The sequence below is a fragment of the Thalassospira sp. SM2505 genome, from assembly GCF_054901115.1.
Window position 1 is genome coordinate 354,122 of the sequence record NZ_CM142731.1, and the last position, 14,981, is coordinate 369,102.

Here is a 14,981-nt window from a genome sequence, read left to right on the forward strand (position 1 = left end):
TGCAGGAAAGGAGCTTTGCATGCGCAAGGCCCGCGTTGAGCGTAATACAAACGAAACCCAGATCATGGTTGAACTGAACCTTGACGGGACCGGCGTCTATGATGTCGAGACCGGGGTCGGTTTCCTTGATCACATGCTCGAACAGCTTTCGCGTCACAGCCTGATGGACCTTAAAGTCCGGGCCAAGGGCGACCTGCATATTGATTTCCATCACACCACCGAAGATAGCGGCATCGCAATCGGTCAGGCCTTTGCACAGGCACTGGGCGATAAAAAGGGCATCACACGTTATGGCAGCTGCCTGCTTCCGATGGACGAGGCCCTGACCCGTGTGGCACTTGATATTTCAAGCCGCCCCTATCTGATCTGGAACGTCAATTTCACCCGCGACAAGCTGGGTGATATGGATACCGAATTGTTCCGCGAATGGTTCCAGGGCTTTGCCCAGGCAGCCGGCATTACGCTGCATGTCGAGAACCTGTATGGCGAGAACAATCACCATATCATCGAAAGTGCCTTCAAGGCGCTTGCACGGTCCTTGCGCGATGCGATCGAAATCGATCCGCGCAAATCCGATGCCATTCCGTCGACCAAGGGTGTTCTTGGCGGGTCGCTTTGATCTGATGTGATCTGATCGGTTCAAGATCGAACAATACCGGCAGTGTCCTGCACTGCCGGGACCAGAAAATCGGTTTTCGATGAAGGTTTACACAGTCCATACCCATCCCGGCGATGCCGACCCGATGGAAAATGCCATCCTGATCCGCGAAGGGTTCAATTTCTGGGCCTTTCTGCTGTCGGGTCTTTGGGCGTTGTATCACCGGCTGTGGCTGGGCTTCCTTGGTCTGGTTGCGGTGTCGTTTCTGTGCAGCTTTGCCGTCATGTTCTTTGATGGCGGGCCGGAAATGGATTTTGCCCTGGCCCTTGTGACCGGGATCGGCTTTGGCCTGATTGCCAATGATCTGCGTCGGCGCAAGCTTGCCGCGCAGGGCTGGAAAATGACCGATATTGTTGCCGGAAAGAACGAAAGCGATGCCGAGCATCGCTGTTTTGAACGTTTGAACACATCACGTCCGCGCGTCCCGCATATCGCGCAGACTGCTGTTTCCACCCCCTCAACCGGGAGCCCATCCTACCCATGAGTGTTGCGATTATTGATTACGGTTCAGGCAATCTGCGCTCTGCTGCCAAGGCGTTCGAGCGTGCCGCCCGCGAAACCGGCTTTTCTGACGAGATCATTGTCACCGATGACCCGGAAAAGGTCCGCAACGCCAGCCATATCGTCCTGCCGGGCGTCGGTGCCTATGCCGATTGCCGGGCGGGCCTTGATGCCGTCACGGGCATGGTTGATGTTTTGACCGAACAGGTGATCAAGGGCGGCAAACCGTTCTTTGGCATCTGTGTCGGCATGCAGTTGATGTCATCGGTTGGCCGTGAGTTTGAAGACACCGCTGGCCTTGACTGGATTGCGGGCGAGGTTGTGGCGATTGAACCCAGCGACCCGACCCTTAAAATCCCGCATATGGGCTGGAACGAGCTGGTGCTTGATCCGGCGGGCAAGGCCCACCCGGTCCTGAAGGGTATTTCGGACGGGGATCATGCCTATTTCGTGCATAGCTATCACATGCATGTCGCCAATCCGGCCGAACGTCTGGCATCGGTATCCTATGGCGGCGACCTGACGGCGATGATCGGACGTGACAATATGATCGGCACCCAGTTCCACCCGGAAAAAAGCCAGAAAACGGGGCTTACCATCATTGGTAACTTCCTGGGATGGAAGCCATGATCGCACCATCTGATACCATTCAGCCCGGTGTTGTTGCCGAACGCGTGACCGAACTTTCGGCAGGCGAGCTTTCCGACATTGTCGATGCCTGTACCCAGGCAATTGTCGAAGGGGGCGGCTTTGGCTGGCTCACGCCGCCAGATCGCCCGGATATGGAAAAATACTGGCGCGGTGTTTTGCTGATGCCCGGACGGCATCTTTTTGTATCGCGCGTGGATGGCGTGATTTCCGGCGCGGCCCAGCTGATTGAAACCCCGGCCAACCTTGAAGCGCAACGTCATTCCGCCCAGATTTCCGGCCATTTCGTTGCCCCGTGGGCGCGCGGGCGCGGCAATGGCAAGGCGATTGTGCGTTCGATTGAATATTTCGCCCGTGAAGCGGGCTATAGCGTATTGAAACTGGACCTTCGCGAAACCCAGAAGGCCGCCATCGCGCTTTATAACGGGCTTGGTTATGTCCGTTGGGGCATCAATCCCTATTACGCGATGATCGACGGCAAGATGGTCGAAGGTTACTACTACACCAAGAAATTACAGGACCCTGAACAGTGAATCTTTATCCCGCAATTGATCTGAAAGACGGTGCATGTGTGCGCCTGTTGCGCGGCGACATGGACAAGGCAACCGTATTTAACGATGACCCCGGCGCACAGGCCGGTGAGTTCGTCGCGGCTGGCTGTCACTGGGTCCATATTGTTGATCTGAACGGGGCCTTTGCCGGTGAGCCGGTCAATGGCGCGGCAGTTGATTCGATCCTGGCCGCCGTTAATGGCAAGGCACAGACCCAGCTGGGTGGCGGCATCCGCACCATGGAAACCGTTGATTACTGGCTGGATAAAGGCATCACGCGCGTCATCCTTGGCACCGTCGCCCTTCGCAATCCCGATTTCGTCAAGGAAGCCTGTGCGAAATGGCCGGGCCGGGTTGCCGTGGGCATTGATGCCCGTGATGGCTATGTCGCGGTTGAAGGCTGGGCGGAAACGTCCGAAGTCACCGCCCTTGAGCTGGCCAAAAAGTTCGAGGATTGCGGTGTGGCCGCCATCATCTTTACCGATATCGACCGCGATGGCGCAATGGGCGGCCCCAATATCGAAAGCACGGTCGCACTGGCCTCCGAAATTTCGACCCCGGTAATTGTATCGGGCGGAGTATCGTCACTTGATGATCTGATCGCGGTGAAAAAGCATACGAGTGCTGGCATTGACGGCGCGATTTCGGGCCGTGCGCTTTATGACGGGCGCATCGACCTTGCCCAAGCCATCGCAGCCCTTGCGTAACCGAGCCAAACAGGAAACCGACCATGTTGAAAACCCGTGTCATTCCCTGTCTTGACGTCAAGGACGGCCGCGTCGTCAAAGGGGTCAATTTCGTTGATCTGATTGATGCCGGTGATCCGGTCGAACAGGCCCGCATCTATGATGCCGAAGGCGCTGACGAGCTGTGCTTTTTGGATATCACCGCATCATCTGATAACCGCGACACCATCTTTGATGTGGTGGCCCGCACGGCCGAGGCCTGCTTTATGCCCGTCACCGTCGGTGGTGGCGTGCGTAGCCTTGAAGATATCCGCAAGCTTCTGCTGGCCGGGGCGGACAAGGTTTCCATCAATACAGCCGCGGTCAAAAACCCCGATTTCGTGCGCGAAGCGGCCCGCAAATTCGGTTCGCAATGCATTGTGGTATCGATTGATGCCAAATCGACCGGCCCGGACAAGTTCGAAATCTTTACCCATGGCGGGCGTGAAGCCACGGGTATTGATGCCGTTTCGTTTGCAAAACAAATGACCGAATATGGCGCGGGCGAGCTTCTTGTCACCTCGATGGATCGCGATGGCACCCAGTCGGGCTTTAACATTCCGCTGACCCGCACGATTGCCGATTCCGTTCATGTGCCGGTGATTGCATCGGGTGGTGTTGGCACGCTGGACCACATGGTCGAAGGCGTGACCGAGGGCCATGCATCAGCCGTTCTGGCCGCCTCGATCTTCCATTTTGGCACCTATCGCATCCGCGAGGTCAAAGACCACATGAAGGCCGCTGGCATTCCGGTGCGCGAGGAGTAAGTTATGGCTGATCAACACATCCTTGATGCGCTTTATGCCACTGTCGCCGCCCGCAAGGGGGCCGATCCGGACACCAGCTATACCGCCAAGCTGTTTGCCAAAGGCACAGCCAAAATCGCCCAGAAAGTCGGCGAAGAAGGTGTTGAAACCGTGATTGCGGCCCTTGCCGAAACCCCGGACAAGGTCGCATCGGAAAGTGCAGACCTTCTTTACCATTTGACGGTTCTTTGGGCCGATCAGGGGGTGAAGCCCGAAGATGTCTGGCAGATCTTGGCCGAGCGTCAGGGTATTTCCGGACTTGCCGAAAAAGCAGCGCGCAAGGGCGACTAATCAGTCTGGCCTTCCCGGACCTTTTTCCAATCCCCGTCATGCCCGCGAAAGCGGGCATCTCGCTTTTTGGCATCAAGGATTGCGGATCTGTGCATTTTTCCGCCCGGAATGACAAAATTTGGAAAATGCTCCTGCTTTGTCAAAATCGAAATTGCACCTGACGCCAAGCCTGTCCAATATGGCACCCATAATCAGAATACATCGATCAGGAGCCCCAAGATGGCCGTCAAACCATACGATCCGGAAAACATCTTTGCCAAAATCCTGCGCGGCGATATCCCGTGCACCAAGGTCTATGAAGATGACCATGTTCTGGCCTTCAATGACATAGCACCCCAGGCCCCGACCCATATTCTGGTGATCCCCAAGGGTGCCTATACGTCCTATGACGACTTTGCGCTGAATGCCTCAGACGCCGAAATCATCGCCTATACCCGCGCAATCGGCAAAATCTCGGAGGCCGCTGGCGTTGTGGAAGACGGCTATCGCCTGATCGCCAATACCCGCGACCACGGCCGCCAGGATGTGCCGCACCTGCATGTGCATATCTTGGGCGGAACCAAATTGCCGCTGATGCTGCCAAAAGACTGAATCTCTTAATATCCAGTTTGCGCTAAGTTGGTCCCGTTACGACTCTTGATAAATCATATGTTTTGATTTCTACTCAAAGATGTAAATCTGCTTAGGTCTGTTGTTTTATGTCTTGAGAGGGTGAACGTTGATCCCAGATTGGAATTTATCGGGCTTAATCCCACCGATACGTCCGGGCGAGGACGCGACTGGAACCGACCGTTCTCCCTACAACGTCGGAGTAGACCAACTAATTGATCGATTCTGCACCTCTCAAGAAAGAAAAAGAATTCTTGAGGGCTTGATCAACTATCGTATTGCTTTGTACAGAATTGGGATCAAGCAAGGCTTTCAGTGGCTCGACGGAAGTTTCATGGAAGATGTCGAATCATTGCAAGACCGTTCACCTAACGACATTGATGTGGTAACCTTTTTCGAGTTGCCTGCCGGTGAAACGCAACGTTCGCTCCTCGACAAATACAAAGAATTGTTCTGGTCCGACTTCACCAAGAAAAACTACCTTGTTGATGCGTATGTGGTGGTTCTCTCAGATAAAATGAAAGAGTCGAGTATTCGCCAAGTTTCGTACTGGTACAGTATGTGGTCCCATACTAGGAGCCAGCAATGGAAAGGTTTTCTCAGGGTCGGCCTCAACACTGAAGAAGACGACAAAGCTTTTCTTGATGAGCTAACGAGTAGGGAGGTGTAGCAATGAAGCTAAGTAAATCCTCTTGGATTCAAGAGATAGATGAACTTAAATCTATCATCTCGAGTATCCCAGAAGAAAATGTTCTTGAGCGTTACAGCCTTGAGCAGCGACTTGCAGCTGCTCAAAAGAAACTTGCGAGCGAAGTTGACCAACTCGTACCGGAAAAGTCTAAACTAACATTTCGTGGAGCGCCTGTTACCGGTAGCAAAGGGATTGCTGCCGAATTTGGATCTAAAGCTACTGCTGCATTCACTGAAGCATACGCTGCTGTAATTGCGGGAATGCACAACAAGCTGCGGTACATGGGTCCAATTCCTGACAAAATTCAAAACCAACTAATGATTACAGGCACAGCCATCGGCTCATTCGGTTTTGAACTGCAAGTCCCTAAGCTTGAGCCAACGTTGTTTTCAGATTCCGGTGATGCCGAAGAAGCACTAGAGAAGTTGCTTTCCCTGTTCGAAACCTCCGTAGCTGATAACGATGATCAGCTGGCCGAAATTATCTCGGAGATACATCCACGCGCTATTCAGAAGGCCGCTTCGTTCTTGGAGTATATGATTGAGAACGGCGCTTGGTGTGGCCTGCAGTTCAAGGGCAAAACATTTCGATTTCGCAACATCGAACAGTTGGAAACATCACTGAGTAAAATTAAAGAAGATAACATTCACGAAAGCACTGAGAATTATCGGGGAGAACTACAAGGAGTTCTACCTCGCGGTCGGACTTTCGAGTTTAATGTTATAGATCAAAATATTGTTATTAAGGGGAAAGTAGGATCAGAAATCGAGGATCCAGACGTACTTAATAGAGATTGGCTTCATAAACCCGTTACCGTGAGCCTTGACGTTATACAGGTTGGCCAGAGCCGTCCATCATACGTGCTAAGTTCAATCGATAACCTCAAAGAGCACGATTGAAATTCCTCTGATGAACTCAATATTTAATGAACTTCCCGGATTTTGGACGCTTGCGCGTGATCTGGGCCAGGCCGGGCAGTTTACCGGCGATGTTACGTTTCAAGCCGCCGATCCAGCCCAACCCAATGTTCTGCGCTATCGCGAGGAAGGGTTTCTGACGCGTCCGGATGGCAAGCGGTTTGATGGCTATCGGGAATATGATTTCGTGCTGCACAAGGACCCGGCGGCGATTGAGCTTCTGTTTCGCGATCCGCTCAGTTTCGGCAATCGCTATGTGATGCTGCAATTTGGCGAGGACTCGACCGACGGGCTTTGTGCGCGTGACATTCATCCGTGCGGCGAGGATTTCTATCATCACTGCATGATCTGGCAGAATGATGATCATTTCGAAACAAAAATAAAAATCACCGGCCCAAAGAAAGACCATCTGCTGCATAGCATCTATCGCCGCAAGCAAGGCGATTGAACCGCCAGAAAACCCCAATAAATCAATTAGTTATTCCAGATTTGGCCGAGGGATGATCCGCAACTTCGCGCAATAACCAGTCGCGAAACGCCCTGACTTCGGGTGCGTCGATCCGGTTTTGCGGGGCAATCAGGTAATAGGCGCCGGGATTTTGCAAGGTGGCTTCACAGACCACCTCAAGCGATCCATCGGCAAGCGGGCCCTCGATCAGGACACGCGGCAAAAGGGCGATGCCCATACCGGCCTTGGCGGCCTCGACCAGCATGAAGAAATGCTCGAATCCCGGTCCGGGCGTACCGGATATGGCAACGCTATTGGCTTGCCCCCAATCGTGCCAGGCCTTGGGCCGGGTGGTGTGAATCAGGCGGGTTTGGCCAGCAATCAGGGTACTCAAATCCGCTCGTTGATCCGCTGTCACGGTGCCGGGCTTGGCAACAACCACCTGAATTTCATCAAAAAGTTTATCAGCCCGGACACCCGGCCAGGTCCCATCACCAAAATAAAGCCCGACATCCATCTGGCGCGTTGCAAGATCGGGACTGCGTTCCGGGGTGGCGAAATTAAGCGCCAGGGTTTCGATCACCGGACGGATATCAGGATGTTCGTTTTGAAACCGTTTTAATCTTGGGATCAACCAGCTGCTGGCCAGCGTATGCAATGCCCCGATCACCAGCCGCCGTTCGCCCGCCCCATGGGTGACAAGGTCAAGGGTGGCAGCCTCGATCTCGTCCAAAGCGCGGCGCAGACTGGGCAAATAGGCGCGTCCGGCTTCGCGCAAGCTCAGTTTCGGGCCATTGCGATCAAACAGCACCATGCCAAGGCTTGCTTCCAGATTGGCGACCTGCTGGCTGATTGCGCCCGGGGTCACCGAAAGCTCCTCCGCGGCACGGGCAAAGCTGCCCAAGCGTGCAGCGGCCTCAAAGGCGCGCAATGCATTGAGCGGCGGGGTGGTCGGGCGCAGCGCCATAACAATAGATTTCCTGATGATATACGCAGAACTTCTGATTTTGATCGCAGTATTATGCTGATTTAAAATGACTCTAACAACCAAGCATTAGATTATATAGGCCCTAACCCCTGGAGATATCCATGTCGCTGCCCCCGTTCCATCTGGCCTTCCCGATCAAATCAATCGTCGATACCCGCGCCTTTTACATCGATATCCTTGGCTGTGCCGAAGGGCGCTCGACCGAGGCCTGGATTGATTTTGATTTCTTTGGTCATCAACTCTCGGCCCATGTCCGCCCGGAAGCCGGTCAGAACAAGGGCGCAGGCACCGTCGATGGCGATGCGGTGCCGATCCCGCATTTTGGGGCGGTTCTGGACTGGGATACCTGGCATGATCTGGCCGACCGCCTGAAAGCCGCCAAAGTGCCGTTCCTTCTGGAGCCGAAAATCCGCTTTAAGGGCGAACCGGGTGAACAGGGGACCTTCTTTATCGAAGACCCGGCGGGCAATGGTCTTGAATTCAAGACATTCCGCGACCCGGCAATGATTTTCGCCCATTAGGCCAGAGAATCCGATCAAATCGCGGGTAACATACATACCTGTCAGACATCAGGGAAAGACAGTCGATACCCCGAACGCCAGCTGTTCGGGGTATCGACCCTGTCGAAGCAAGTTGAATTCCTTAGAGATCAGGCTTATCGGTTCGATTGAACAAAACTTACCGCGCCAGAACTTCAGCAGCTTCACGGGTTTTTGTGACAGAACCTCCAACCGTGCCGGAAATCGTCTGAATCTCGGACAGTCTTTGAGCAAGTTCTTCAACCGATACGGCCATTGTCTGCATGTTTTCCGACACACTTTCGGTCACGGCACTCTGCTCTTCGACAGATGCAGATATGCTTGTCACACTGTCGCGTGCGGTTTCAATTGAGCCGCGAATGGTTTCAAGCGACTGCACAACTTCGTTCGAGATTTCCTGTACGCCGTTGATTTCGGCCGATATCTGGTCGGTAGCTTTTGCCGCCTGATTGGCAAGGTTCTTGACCTCGTTGGCGACCACTGCAAATCCCTTTCCGGCTTCGCCGGCCCGGGCGGATTCAATAGTGGCGTTGAGCGCAAGCAGATTGATCTGTCCGGCAATGCCCTGAATGACCTCAACGATGCCGGTCATTGCAGAGACCACATCCGCCATTTTTTGCGTCGATTGGTTAGCATTTACGGTTTGGGAAAACGCGCGCTCAGTCTCATCCCGGCTCTGTGCCATGCTGCGAGAAATTTCGGCGATTGAGGCTGACAGTTCCTCTGCACTGGCGGCAACGGTTTGCACGGAATTGGAGCTTTGCGCTGCTGCCGATGCACCGCTTGCTGCCGCCGTGTCGAGATTGATAATATTCTCGTCAATCTCGCCAAAATTGGTATCGATCATTGCTTTGAGATCGATCAGAAGCTGTACCTGTTCGGTGATATCCGTAGCAAGTTTAACAACCCTTTCCGGGGCACCATTTTGATCGAAAATCGGATTGTAGGCGGCCTCCAGCCAGACTTCCTTGCCATTCTTACCAATACGTTTGAACTGGGCTGCCTGAACCTCGCCCTTTCTCAATTTGTTCCAGAAATCTTTATACTCGGATGAACCCTCATATCCCGGTTCAACAAACATGCTGTGGTGTTTTCCGATTATTTCTTTCTCTTCATATCCCATGGTGCTGAGAAAGTTCTTATTGGCTTTGAGAATCTTGCCATTGAGATCAAATTCGATAGCTGCCTGGGAGCGATCAATTGCATTGAGCATACCCTCCAATGCAGCGCGCTCTTTGCGTCGAGCTGTAATGTCCGTGGCAAACTTGACGACTTTAACCGGCTTGCCGGCCGCATTGAGGATCGGGTTGTAGGTTGCTTCAAGCCAGACTGTTTCGCCGTCTTTGCGAATACGCTGAAACACATCACGCTCAAATTCACCGCTTGAAAGCTTTTTCCAAAATTCCTTGTAGGCGGGACTTTTGGCGTATTCGGATGAGACAAATATCGAATGGTGCTTGCCGGTAATCTCGTTCAATTCGTACCCCATTGTAGCCAGAAAATTGGGGTTGGCTGTTAGGATTGTACCATCAAGAGAGAACTCGATAATAGCCATGGACCGACCCAGAGCTTCATATATCTGCTGTCCTTGAAGCGCATTGACGCCATTCTTAAAAAAGTTGAAAGCCAAGGAATTTCCCTCCCCCTTAACAATGAGTGACAACCAAAACAGGAGATCTTTGGTCGAGTGCAGACCATCCAATACAACCACCTATTCTTAGGTATGGGTAGGATTCGCCCTATTCAAGCCCGTGAAATCGAAAACTGATATCGAGAATCTTTAGGGTTTCTCACCAAGCAGAACGCATGTTGAAGGGTTCCGACATTCTCTATTTTTTGACTTTATGTTGAAAATGCATCCAAGTTTAACGCTTTGGATGCCACTGATTGCAGCAATCCTATTCAGAAGATTTCCAAGTGTTCTTGAGCTATCTGACCGAGAGCTGGTCAGAACAGGTAGCCAAGTGATTGACCAGACAGTCAATTAGCTGCCATCAATAGACGCGCCAGAATTTGCAAGGGAACGCTTTGCGCTCTTGCGCGTTCTAAGTTCTGCAACAGATGCGCCATCCATAACAAAACCGACAACCCGAATATCAGGAGTCCCCCATGTCAGCCGCCAACAGCGCCCCCAATATCCTTATTTCCGCCGCCGGCGAAGATGCGGCGTGGAAAAAGGCCATGACGGCGCGGCTACCGGGTGCTGCAATTGTCACCGGTGATGATAATTACGATCCCAAAATGATTGACTATGCCCTGTTCTGGAAACAGCCACAGGGCCTGATCAAAACCCTGACGGGTCTTAAGGCCATCTTCTCGTTGGGGGCCGGGGTGGATCATGTTGTTTCTTCGCCAAGTTTGCCGGTTGATCTGCCGGTAATCCGGCTTGAAGATGCCGGAATGGCCGATCAGATGGTGCAATATCATCTTTATGCCGCCCTGCATTTCATGCGCGATTTCGATGTCTATAACGCGCAGCAGGCCAAAGCAGACTGGACCCAACATCCGGTAGCACGCATTTCCAAATGCCGGGTCGGGGTCATGGGGCTGGGGGCGCTGGGGGCGGCAGTCGCCACAGCGCTTTCAAATCTTGGCTTTACCGTTTCAGGCTGGAGCCGGTCGATGAAGGCAATCGAGGGCATTACCACCTTTGCCGGCAAGGAAACGCTGGCCGAATTTCTGGGCCAGTCCGATATCCTGATTTGTCTGCTGCCCCGCACGCCGGAAACCGAAAATGTGCTGGAAAGTTCGACCCTGTCGTTCCTGCCCAAGGGGGCGGCGATCATCAATGCCGCACGCGGGGCCATGATCAACGAGGCCGATCTGCTGCGCGCCCTTGATACCGGGCATCTACGCGGTGCGTTCCTTGATGTTGCGGTGACCGAGCCGCTGCCGGAAAGCCATCCGTTCTGGGATCACCCGAAAATCCGCATCACGCCCCATATCGCGGCCGAAACCCGGATCGAGGAAGCAGTTGATCAGATTGCCGAAAATATTGATCGCATCAACCGCGGCGAAACCCCGCGCGGGCTGGTCAATCGCAAAACCGGTTATTAAACCGGCTTTACCCGCCCTGAAATGACGGGCCATATCCCGTCCTGCGCGGTTTCACTTGTCGGGCAACGCCTTTTCTGAAAAGAACAGACATTGCCTGCCAGCCCCGTTCAGACAGGATTTTAAATGTCGGCCAAGACCTTTGTTGCCCTTCGTGTTGAATGCGATCCCGAGACCGCCTTTGAGACCTTCATCACCGATATTGATCACTGGTGGAAGCAGGGCCCGCGCAACCGGCTGATCGGTATCCGGCCGGGTATCATGCAGTTTGCGCAAAAGGACGGGACCTATGTCATTCAGGAAGCCGACAAGCGCCGACCGGATTTCGTCATCGAGGCCGGGAAAGTCACCAGGTTCGAACCGGGCAAACGGCTGACATTTGACTGGCGCTGGCCAGCTGCCACCGATGATGAACCCGCCACCATTGTCGATATCCGCTTTGCCCCGGCAGGCGATCAAACCCGCATCACGCTTGAGCATCTGGGTCTGGAAAAGCTGTCTGCCGCCCATCCGGCGCGCAACGGTCTGAACGACAACCGCTTCAAACCGATGATGACCCAGTATTGGCAGGCCCATCTGGTTTCATTGCGAAACCGGATCAAATCCCTTTCTACCCCGTCTGGCCAAACAGCTTAACCCTGAATGTCAGAATTCGGTTCTGGCAAACAGATCGCAGATCCAGTCGACAAAAACCCGCACTCGCGCAGAAAGCTGCCGGTTTTGCGGATATAGCACGGAAACCGGCATCGGTTCGGGCGGATAATCGGGCAGGACTTCCACAAGCCGACCGGCCCGAAGATCATCGGCAACGCGATAGCGCGGCACCTGAACAAGGCCAAGCCCCGCCGCCGCACAGGCGGCATAGGTGTCGGCACCGGTCACCGAAATGCTGGGCGGCAGGGTGATTTCACGCACCTTGCCATCCACCACGAAATCAAGCGGGATCGGCTTGTCATCTGCCCCCGAAAGAAAGCAAACCATCTGATGGCCTTGCGCCTCAAGATCATCAAGGGTTTCGGGGATGCCAATCCGGGCAAGGTAATCGGGGCTTGCGACTGTCACTTCGCGCAAAAGCGTCAAACGCCGCCCGATCATGGATGAACTGGCCAGATCGCCACTGCGCAGCACGCAATCAAACCCTTCATGGACCAGATCGACAAACCGGTCGCCATCGGCAATCACAAGATTGATGCATGGATAGCGCTCCTTGAATTCGGAAATGGCGGGGATGATAAAGGTTCTGGCTAAAGTCCCCTGAAGATTGACCCGAAGCAATCCCTTGGGATCGGGATTGGTAAAGCTGGTATCGGCATCTTCAAGATCGGCCAGAATCCGCACACAGCGATGATAATAGGCCTCACCATCATGGGTGGGCTTTACCGTGCGTGTCGTGCGTTCAAGCAACCGCGTGCCCAGCCGGTCTTCAAGGCGCTGGATCGAATTGGTCATGGTGGCGCGCGGGATCAAAAGATCGCCCGCGGCCTTGGTAAAGCTTTGGCGCTCGACCACCCGGACGAAATTGCGCATGTCTTCGAACCGGTCCATCACAGATTCCAATTGTTGATGAAATTCGAACAGTCAATTCGAATATAGGGCAATTATCCGAAAAGTCATCCGGGGCATAGTGCGCTCATCACATTTGAGGTTGTCACCCCATCCAAGGAGACTTTTCATGTCTGCCAATCAAAACAGAACCGCCATCATCACCGGAGCCGCGCGCGGGATCGGCGTTGCCCTTGCCAAACGTCTTGCCGCTGATGGTTTTGCCGTGGTTATCAATTATGCCAACTCTGCCACCCCGGCCGAGGAACTGGCCCAAAGCCTGAAAGCCGACGGGCATAAGGCCATCGCAATCGGGGCCGATATTGCCCGCCCCGATGCGGTCACCGCCCTGTTTGACAAGACCATCACCGAATTTGGCGGGGTGGATGTCATCGTCAATAATGCCGGTGTCATGACCACCCAGCCGATTGCCGACATGGATGACGCCACCTATGACGCGATGATGGATATCAATGTGCGCGGCACCTTCAATATGCTGCGCGAAGGGGCCAAACATCTGCGCGATCATGGCCGGGTGATCAATTTTTCGACCACCGCCCTGCATCTGAAATTACCGGGCTATGCAGTCTATAACGCCACCAAGGCCGCAGTCGAAGCCATGACCGCAGTCTATGCCAAGGAATTGCGCGGTCGTCATATCACGGTCAATGCCGTTGCCCCGGGTCCGGTTGCGACCGAGCTGTTCCTCAATGGCAAAAGCGATGAACAGATCGCCCAGTTTGCCAAGATGCCGCCGCTTGAGCGGCTTGGGCAACCGGACGACATCGCCGGTGTCGTTTCCTTCCTGGCCGGGCGCGATTCCGGCTGGGTTGATGGTCAGACCATCCGTGCCAATGGCGGACTGGCGTGATTTTCACCCGAATGCCGCAATCAGGGATCAATAAACTGCGCAGATAGCCCCCCCAACCCCGTATCTGCGTTGGCCCAAATTCCTGAAAGACTGGCAAAAGACGTCGCCTGATCCTTTGTATCGGGCGGCGTCATTGCCGTTTGGCGATGGGCCCCCACGCGATGTGATAACTTTTGCCGGTTCAATCACCCTTGCCGCAAAAGCTTCCTTTCGGCCATGATGCCCGGCCACCAATGAAAGGGACCCCATGTCAGACAGCACCAACGTCACGTTTCGCTATGCCACCCGCGAAGATTTGCCTGCCATCGTTGCGCTTTTGGCCGATGATGAAAAAGGCAAAACCCGCGAGGAATTAGCCGATCCATTGCCCGATGCCTATTATCAGGCCTTTGATGCGATGGAGTCCCAATCGACCGACGCTTTGCCCAACAAATATCTTCTGGCCATTCTGGGCGACGATATTGTCGGCTGTCTGCAGTTGACCCTGATTGCCGGATTGTCGCGGCGCGGACAATTGCGCGCCCAGATCGAAGGGGTTCGGGTCTCAAGCAAGGTGCGCGGTCAGAAGATCGGTGAAAAACTGATAACAGAATCCATTTCGATTTCGAAATCACTTGGCGCGGTACTGATCCAGTTTACCACCGATAAAACCCGCAAGGATGCCCACCGGTTTTATGAACGGCTTGGCTTTGTCGCCAGCCACGAAGGCATGAAAATGGCGCTTGGCCAGATGCCGTAATCTACGGCTTTGCGCTTGCGCAATAACATTGCGGTCAATTTCTGCTAGACTGTACCAGTCCCTTCAAGCACGGATCGGAGCACCATCATGAATTTGATCGAATTGCAGGATATGGCCCGTGAACGCGGTTTCATCCATCTGTTCAGTGCCCGTGACAATCATGTGTTCTGTGATGGCAAACAGGCAAAATACCATGCCGATGACCTGACGATCATTGACAGCCGTGCGGTCGATAACGGCACCGATCCCGGCGATGACGCCACCCTTTATATGATCGAGGCCGCCGACGGCACACGCGGCATGCTGATTGTCCCTGACAGTTTCCATACCGATCCCGACAAGGCCGATCTGGTCGATCATTTGCGCCGTCGTCCGTCCTGATCTGTCGCGCACCTGCCATGTG

20 protein-coding genes are annotated in these 14,981 nt (G+C 54.0%); 17 read left to right on the forward strand and 3 right to left on the reverse strand.

Annotated features, from left to right (window positions below; all coding sequences use genetic code 11):
• Positions 1–19: 19 nt before the first annotated feature.
• From hisB to ACTU44_RS01645, 11 genes are all read left to right on the forward strand, one after another.
• Complete coding sequence (gene hisB / locus ACTU44_RS01595; RefSeq protein WP_462096490.1) at positions 20–619, forward strand: imidazoleglycerol-phosphate dehydratase HisB; 600 nt, start codon at positions 20–22, stop codon at positions 617–619.
• Between the two features lie 79 nt (positions 620–698).
• Positions 699–1,142: a DUF2628 domain-containing protein gene (locus ACTU44_RS01600; RefSeq protein WP_336079646.1), complete on the forward strand. Its 444-nt coding sequence runs from the start codon at positions 699–701 to the stop codon at positions 1,140–1,142.
• On the forward strand, positions 1,139–1,789 hold the full coding sequence (gene hisH, locus ACTU44_RS01605; protein WP_462096491.1) for an imidazole glycerol phosphate synthase subunit HisH: 651 nt from the start codon (positions 1,139–1,141) through the stop codon (positions 1,787–1,789). The genes ACTU44_RS01600 and hisH overlap by 4 nt, the downstream gene beginning before the upstream one ends.
• Positions 1,786–2,340 carry a GNAT family N-acetyltransferase gene (locus tag ACTU44_RS01610; RefSeq protein ID WP_258548572.1) on the forward strand — a complete coding sequence of 185 codons (555 nt, stop codon included), beginning with the start codon at positions 1,786–1,788 and terminating at the stop codon, positions 2,338–2,340. Before hisH ends, ACTU44_RS01610 begins: the two co-directional genes overlap by 4 nt.
• Positions 2,337–3,065, forward strand: coding sequence for a 1-(5-phosphoribosyl)-5-[(5-phosphoribosylamino)methylideneamino]imidazole-4-carboxamide isomerase (hisA, locus tag ACTU44_RS01615; protein WP_462096492.1), 729 nt, complete (start codon positions 2,337–2,339; stop codon positions 3,063–3,065). Before ACTU44_RS01610 ends, hisA begins: the two co-directional genes overlap by 4 nt.
• A gap of 23 nt (positions 3,066–3,088) precedes the next feature.
• A complete protein-coding gene (hisF, locus tag ACTU44_RS01620) occupies positions 3,089–3,850 on the forward strand; it encodes an imidazole glycerol phosphate synthase subunit HisF (protein WP_114096337.1) in 762 nt (253 codons plus the stop codon).
• 3 nt (positions 3,851–3,853) lie between these two features.
• Positions 3,854–4,180: a phosphoribosyl-ATP diphosphatase gene (locus ACTU44_RS01625; RefSeq protein WP_462096493.1), complete on the forward strand. Its 327-nt coding sequence runs from the start codon at positions 3,854–3,856 to the stop codon at positions 4,178–4,180.
• 219 nt (positions 4,181–4,399) lie between these two features.
• Positions 4,400–4,771 (forward strand): histidine triad nucleotide-binding protein, encoded by a 372-nt coding sequence (locus tag ACTU44_RS01630; RefSeq protein ID WP_462096494.1) that lies wholly within the window; start codon positions 4,400–4,402, stop codon positions 4,769–4,771.
• Between the two features lie 127 nt (positions 4,772–4,898).
• Entirely contained in the window at positions 4,899–5,459 is a 561-nt protein-coding gene (locus ACTU44_RS01635; RefSeq protein ID WP_462096495.1) for a DUF6932 family protein, read from the forward strand.
• A gap of 2 nt (positions 5,460–5,461) precedes the next feature.
• Positions 5,462–6,379 carry a hypothetical protein gene (locus ACTU44_RS01640; RefSeq protein WP_462096496.1) on the forward strand — a complete coding sequence of 306 codons (918 nt, stop codon included), beginning with the start codon at positions 5,462–5,464 and terminating at the stop codon, positions 6,377–6,379.
• A gap of 10 nt (positions 6,380–6,389) precedes the next feature.
• Positions 6,390–6,845, forward strand: coding sequence for a DUF6314 family protein (locus ACTU44_RS01645; protein ID WP_462096497.1), 456 nt, complete (start codon positions 6,390–6,392; stop codon positions 6,843–6,845).
• A gap of 22 nt (positions 6,846–6,867) precedes the next feature.
• On the opposite strand, the gene ACTU44_RS01650 is transcribed toward ACTU44_RS01645, so the two are convergent.
• Positions 6,868–7,812 (reverse strand): LysR substrate-binding domain-containing protein, encoded by a 945-nt coding sequence (locus ACTU44_RS01650; RefSeq protein ID WP_462096498.1) that lies wholly within the window; start codon positions 7,810–7,812, stop codon positions 6,868–6,870.
• Between the two features lie 122 nt (positions 7,813–7,934).
• Between ACTU44_RS01650 and ACTU44_RS01655 the strand changes: the two genes are divergently transcribed.
• Positions 7,935–8,354, forward strand: coding sequence for a VOC family protein (locus tag ACTU44_RS01655; RefSeq protein ID WP_462096499.1), 420 nt, complete (start codon positions 7,935–7,937; stop codon positions 8,352–8,354).
• A 157-nt stretch (positions 8,355–8,511) separates the two neighbouring features.
• Here the strand turns inward: ACTU44_RS01655 and ACTU44_RS01660 are convergent, their stop codons facing one another.
• Positions 8,512–10,002, reverse strand: a complete 1,491-nt coding sequence (locus tag ACTU44_RS01660) for a methyl-accepting chemotaxis protein (RefSeq protein WP_114096854.1) — start codon at positions 10,000–10,002, stop codon at positions 8,512–8,514.
• Between the two features lie 479 nt (positions 10,003–10,481).
• Here ACTU44_RS01660 and ACTU44_RS01665 point away from each other — a divergent pair, with 479 nt between their 5' ends.
• Both ACTU44_RS01665 and ACTU44_RS01670 read left to right on the forward strand, forming a co-directional pair.
• Positions 10,482–11,429, forward strand: a complete 948-nt coding sequence (locus ACTU44_RS01665; protein ID WP_462096500.1) for a 2-hydroxyacid dehydrogenase — start codon at positions 10,482–10,484, stop codon at positions 11,427–11,429.
• Positions 11,430–11,552: 123 nt separating this feature from the next.
• Complete coding sequence (locus ACTU44_RS01670) at positions 11,553–12,062, forward strand: SRPBCC domain-containing protein (protein ID WP_462096501.1); 510 nt, start codon at positions 11,553–11,555, stop codon at positions 12,060–12,062.
• A gap of 9 nt (positions 12,063–12,071) precedes the next feature.
• Here ACTU44_RS01670 and ACTU44_RS01675 read toward each other — a convergent pair whose 3' ends face one another.
• Positions 12,072–12,971, reverse strand: coding sequence for a LysR family transcriptional regulator (locus tag ACTU44_RS01675; protein ID WP_462096502.1), 900 nt, complete (start codon positions 12,969–12,971; stop codon positions 12,072–12,074).
• Positions 12,972–13,098: 127 nt separating this feature from the next.
• Between ACTU44_RS01675 and ACTU44_RS01680 the strand changes: the two genes are divergently transcribed.
• From ACTU44_RS01680 to ACTU44_RS01690, 3 genes are all read left to right on the forward strand, one after another.
• Positions 13,099–13,839 (forward strand): SDR family oxidoreductase, encoded by a 741-nt coding sequence (locus ACTU44_RS01680; RefSeq protein ID WP_462096503.1) that lies wholly within the window; start codon positions 13,099–13,101, stop codon positions 13,837–13,839.
• Positions 13,840–14,086: 247 nt separating this feature from the next.
• The gene (locus ACTU44_RS01685) at positions 14,087–14,578 is read left to right on the forward strand and encodes a GNAT family N-acetyltransferase (RefSeq protein WP_462096504.1); all 492 of its coding nucleotides are present in this window, start codon (positions 14,087–14,089) and stop codon (positions 14,576–14,578) included.
• Between the two features lie 87 nt (positions 14,579–14,665).
• Complete coding sequence (locus ACTU44_RS01690) at positions 14,666–14,959, forward strand: phosphoribosylpyrophosphate synthetase (protein WP_462096505.1); 294 nt, start codon at positions 14,666–14,668, stop codon at positions 14,957–14,959.
• Positions 14,960–14,981 lie beyond the last annotated feature (22 nt).

Bases quoted from the DNA above. Each gene is read 5' to 3' on its own strand.
- ACTU44_RS01600 (WP_336079646.1), top strand. From the start codon at position 699: ATGAAGGTTTACACAGTCCATACCCATCCCGGCGATGCCGACCCGATG.
- ACTU44_RS01675 (WP_462096502.1), bottom strand. From the start codon at position 12,971: ATGGACCGGTTCGAAGACATGCGCAATTTCGTCCGGGTGGTCGAGCGC.
- ACTU44_RS01650 (WP_462096498.1), bottom strand. From the start codon at position 7,812: ATGGCGCTGCGCCCGACCACCCCGCCGCTCAATGCATTGCGCGCCTTT.
- ACTU44_RS01665 (WP_462096500.1), top strand. From the start codon at position 10,482: ATGTCAGCCGCCAACAGCGCCCCCAATATCCTTATTTCCGCCGCCGGC.
- ACTU44_RS01670 (WP_462096501.1), top strand. From the start codon at position 11,553: ATGTCGGCCAAGACCTTTGTTGCCCTTCGTGTTGAATGCGATCCCGAG.
- ACTU44_RS01645 (WP_462096497.1), top strand. From the start codon at position 6,390: ATGAACTCAATATTTAATGAACTTCCCGGATTTTGGACGCTTGCGCGT.
- ACTU44_RS01690 (WP_462096505.1), top strand. From the start codon at position 14,666: ATGAATTTGATCGAATTGCAGGATATGGCCCGTGAACGCGGTTTCATC.
- ACTU44_RS01625 (WP_462096493.1), top strand. From the start codon at position 3,854: ATGGCTGATCAACACATCCTTGATGCGCTTTATGCCACTGTCGCCGCC.
- ACTU44_RS01680 (WP_462096503.1), top strand. From the start codon at position 13,099: ATGTCTGCCAATCAAAACAGAACCGCCATCATCACCGGAGCCGCGCGC.
- ACTU44_RS01655 (WP_462096499.1), top strand. From the start codon at position 7,935: ATGTCGCTGCCCCCGTTCCATCTGGCCTTCCCGATCAAATCAATCGTC.
- ACTU44_RS01640 (WP_462096496.1), top strand. From the start codon at position 5,462: ATGAAGCTAAGTAAATCCTCTTGGATTCAAGAGATAGATGAACTTAAA.
- hisH (WP_462096491.1), top strand. From the start codon at position 1,139: ATGAGTGTTGCGATTATTGATTACGGTTCAGGCAATCTGCGCTCTGCT.
- ACTU44_RS01610 (WP_258548572.1), top strand. From the start codon at position 1,786: ATGATCGCACCATCTGATACCATTCAGCCCGGTGTTGTTGCCGAACGC.
- ACTU44_RS01685 (WP_462096504.1), top strand. From the start codon at position 14,087: ATGTCAGACAGCACCAACGTCACGTTTCGCTATGCCACCCGCGAAGAT.
- ACTU44_RS01630 (WP_462096494.1), top strand. From the start codon at position 4,400: ATGGCCGTCAAACCATACGATCCGGAAAACATCTTTGCCAAAATCCTG.
- hisB (WP_462096490.1), top strand. From the start codon at position 20: ATGCGCAAGGCCCGCGTTGAGCGTAATACAAACGAAACCCAGATCATG.
- hisF (WP_114096337.1), top strand. From the start codon at position 3,089: ATGTTGAAAACCCGTGTCATTCCCTGTCTTGACGTCAAGGACGGCCGC.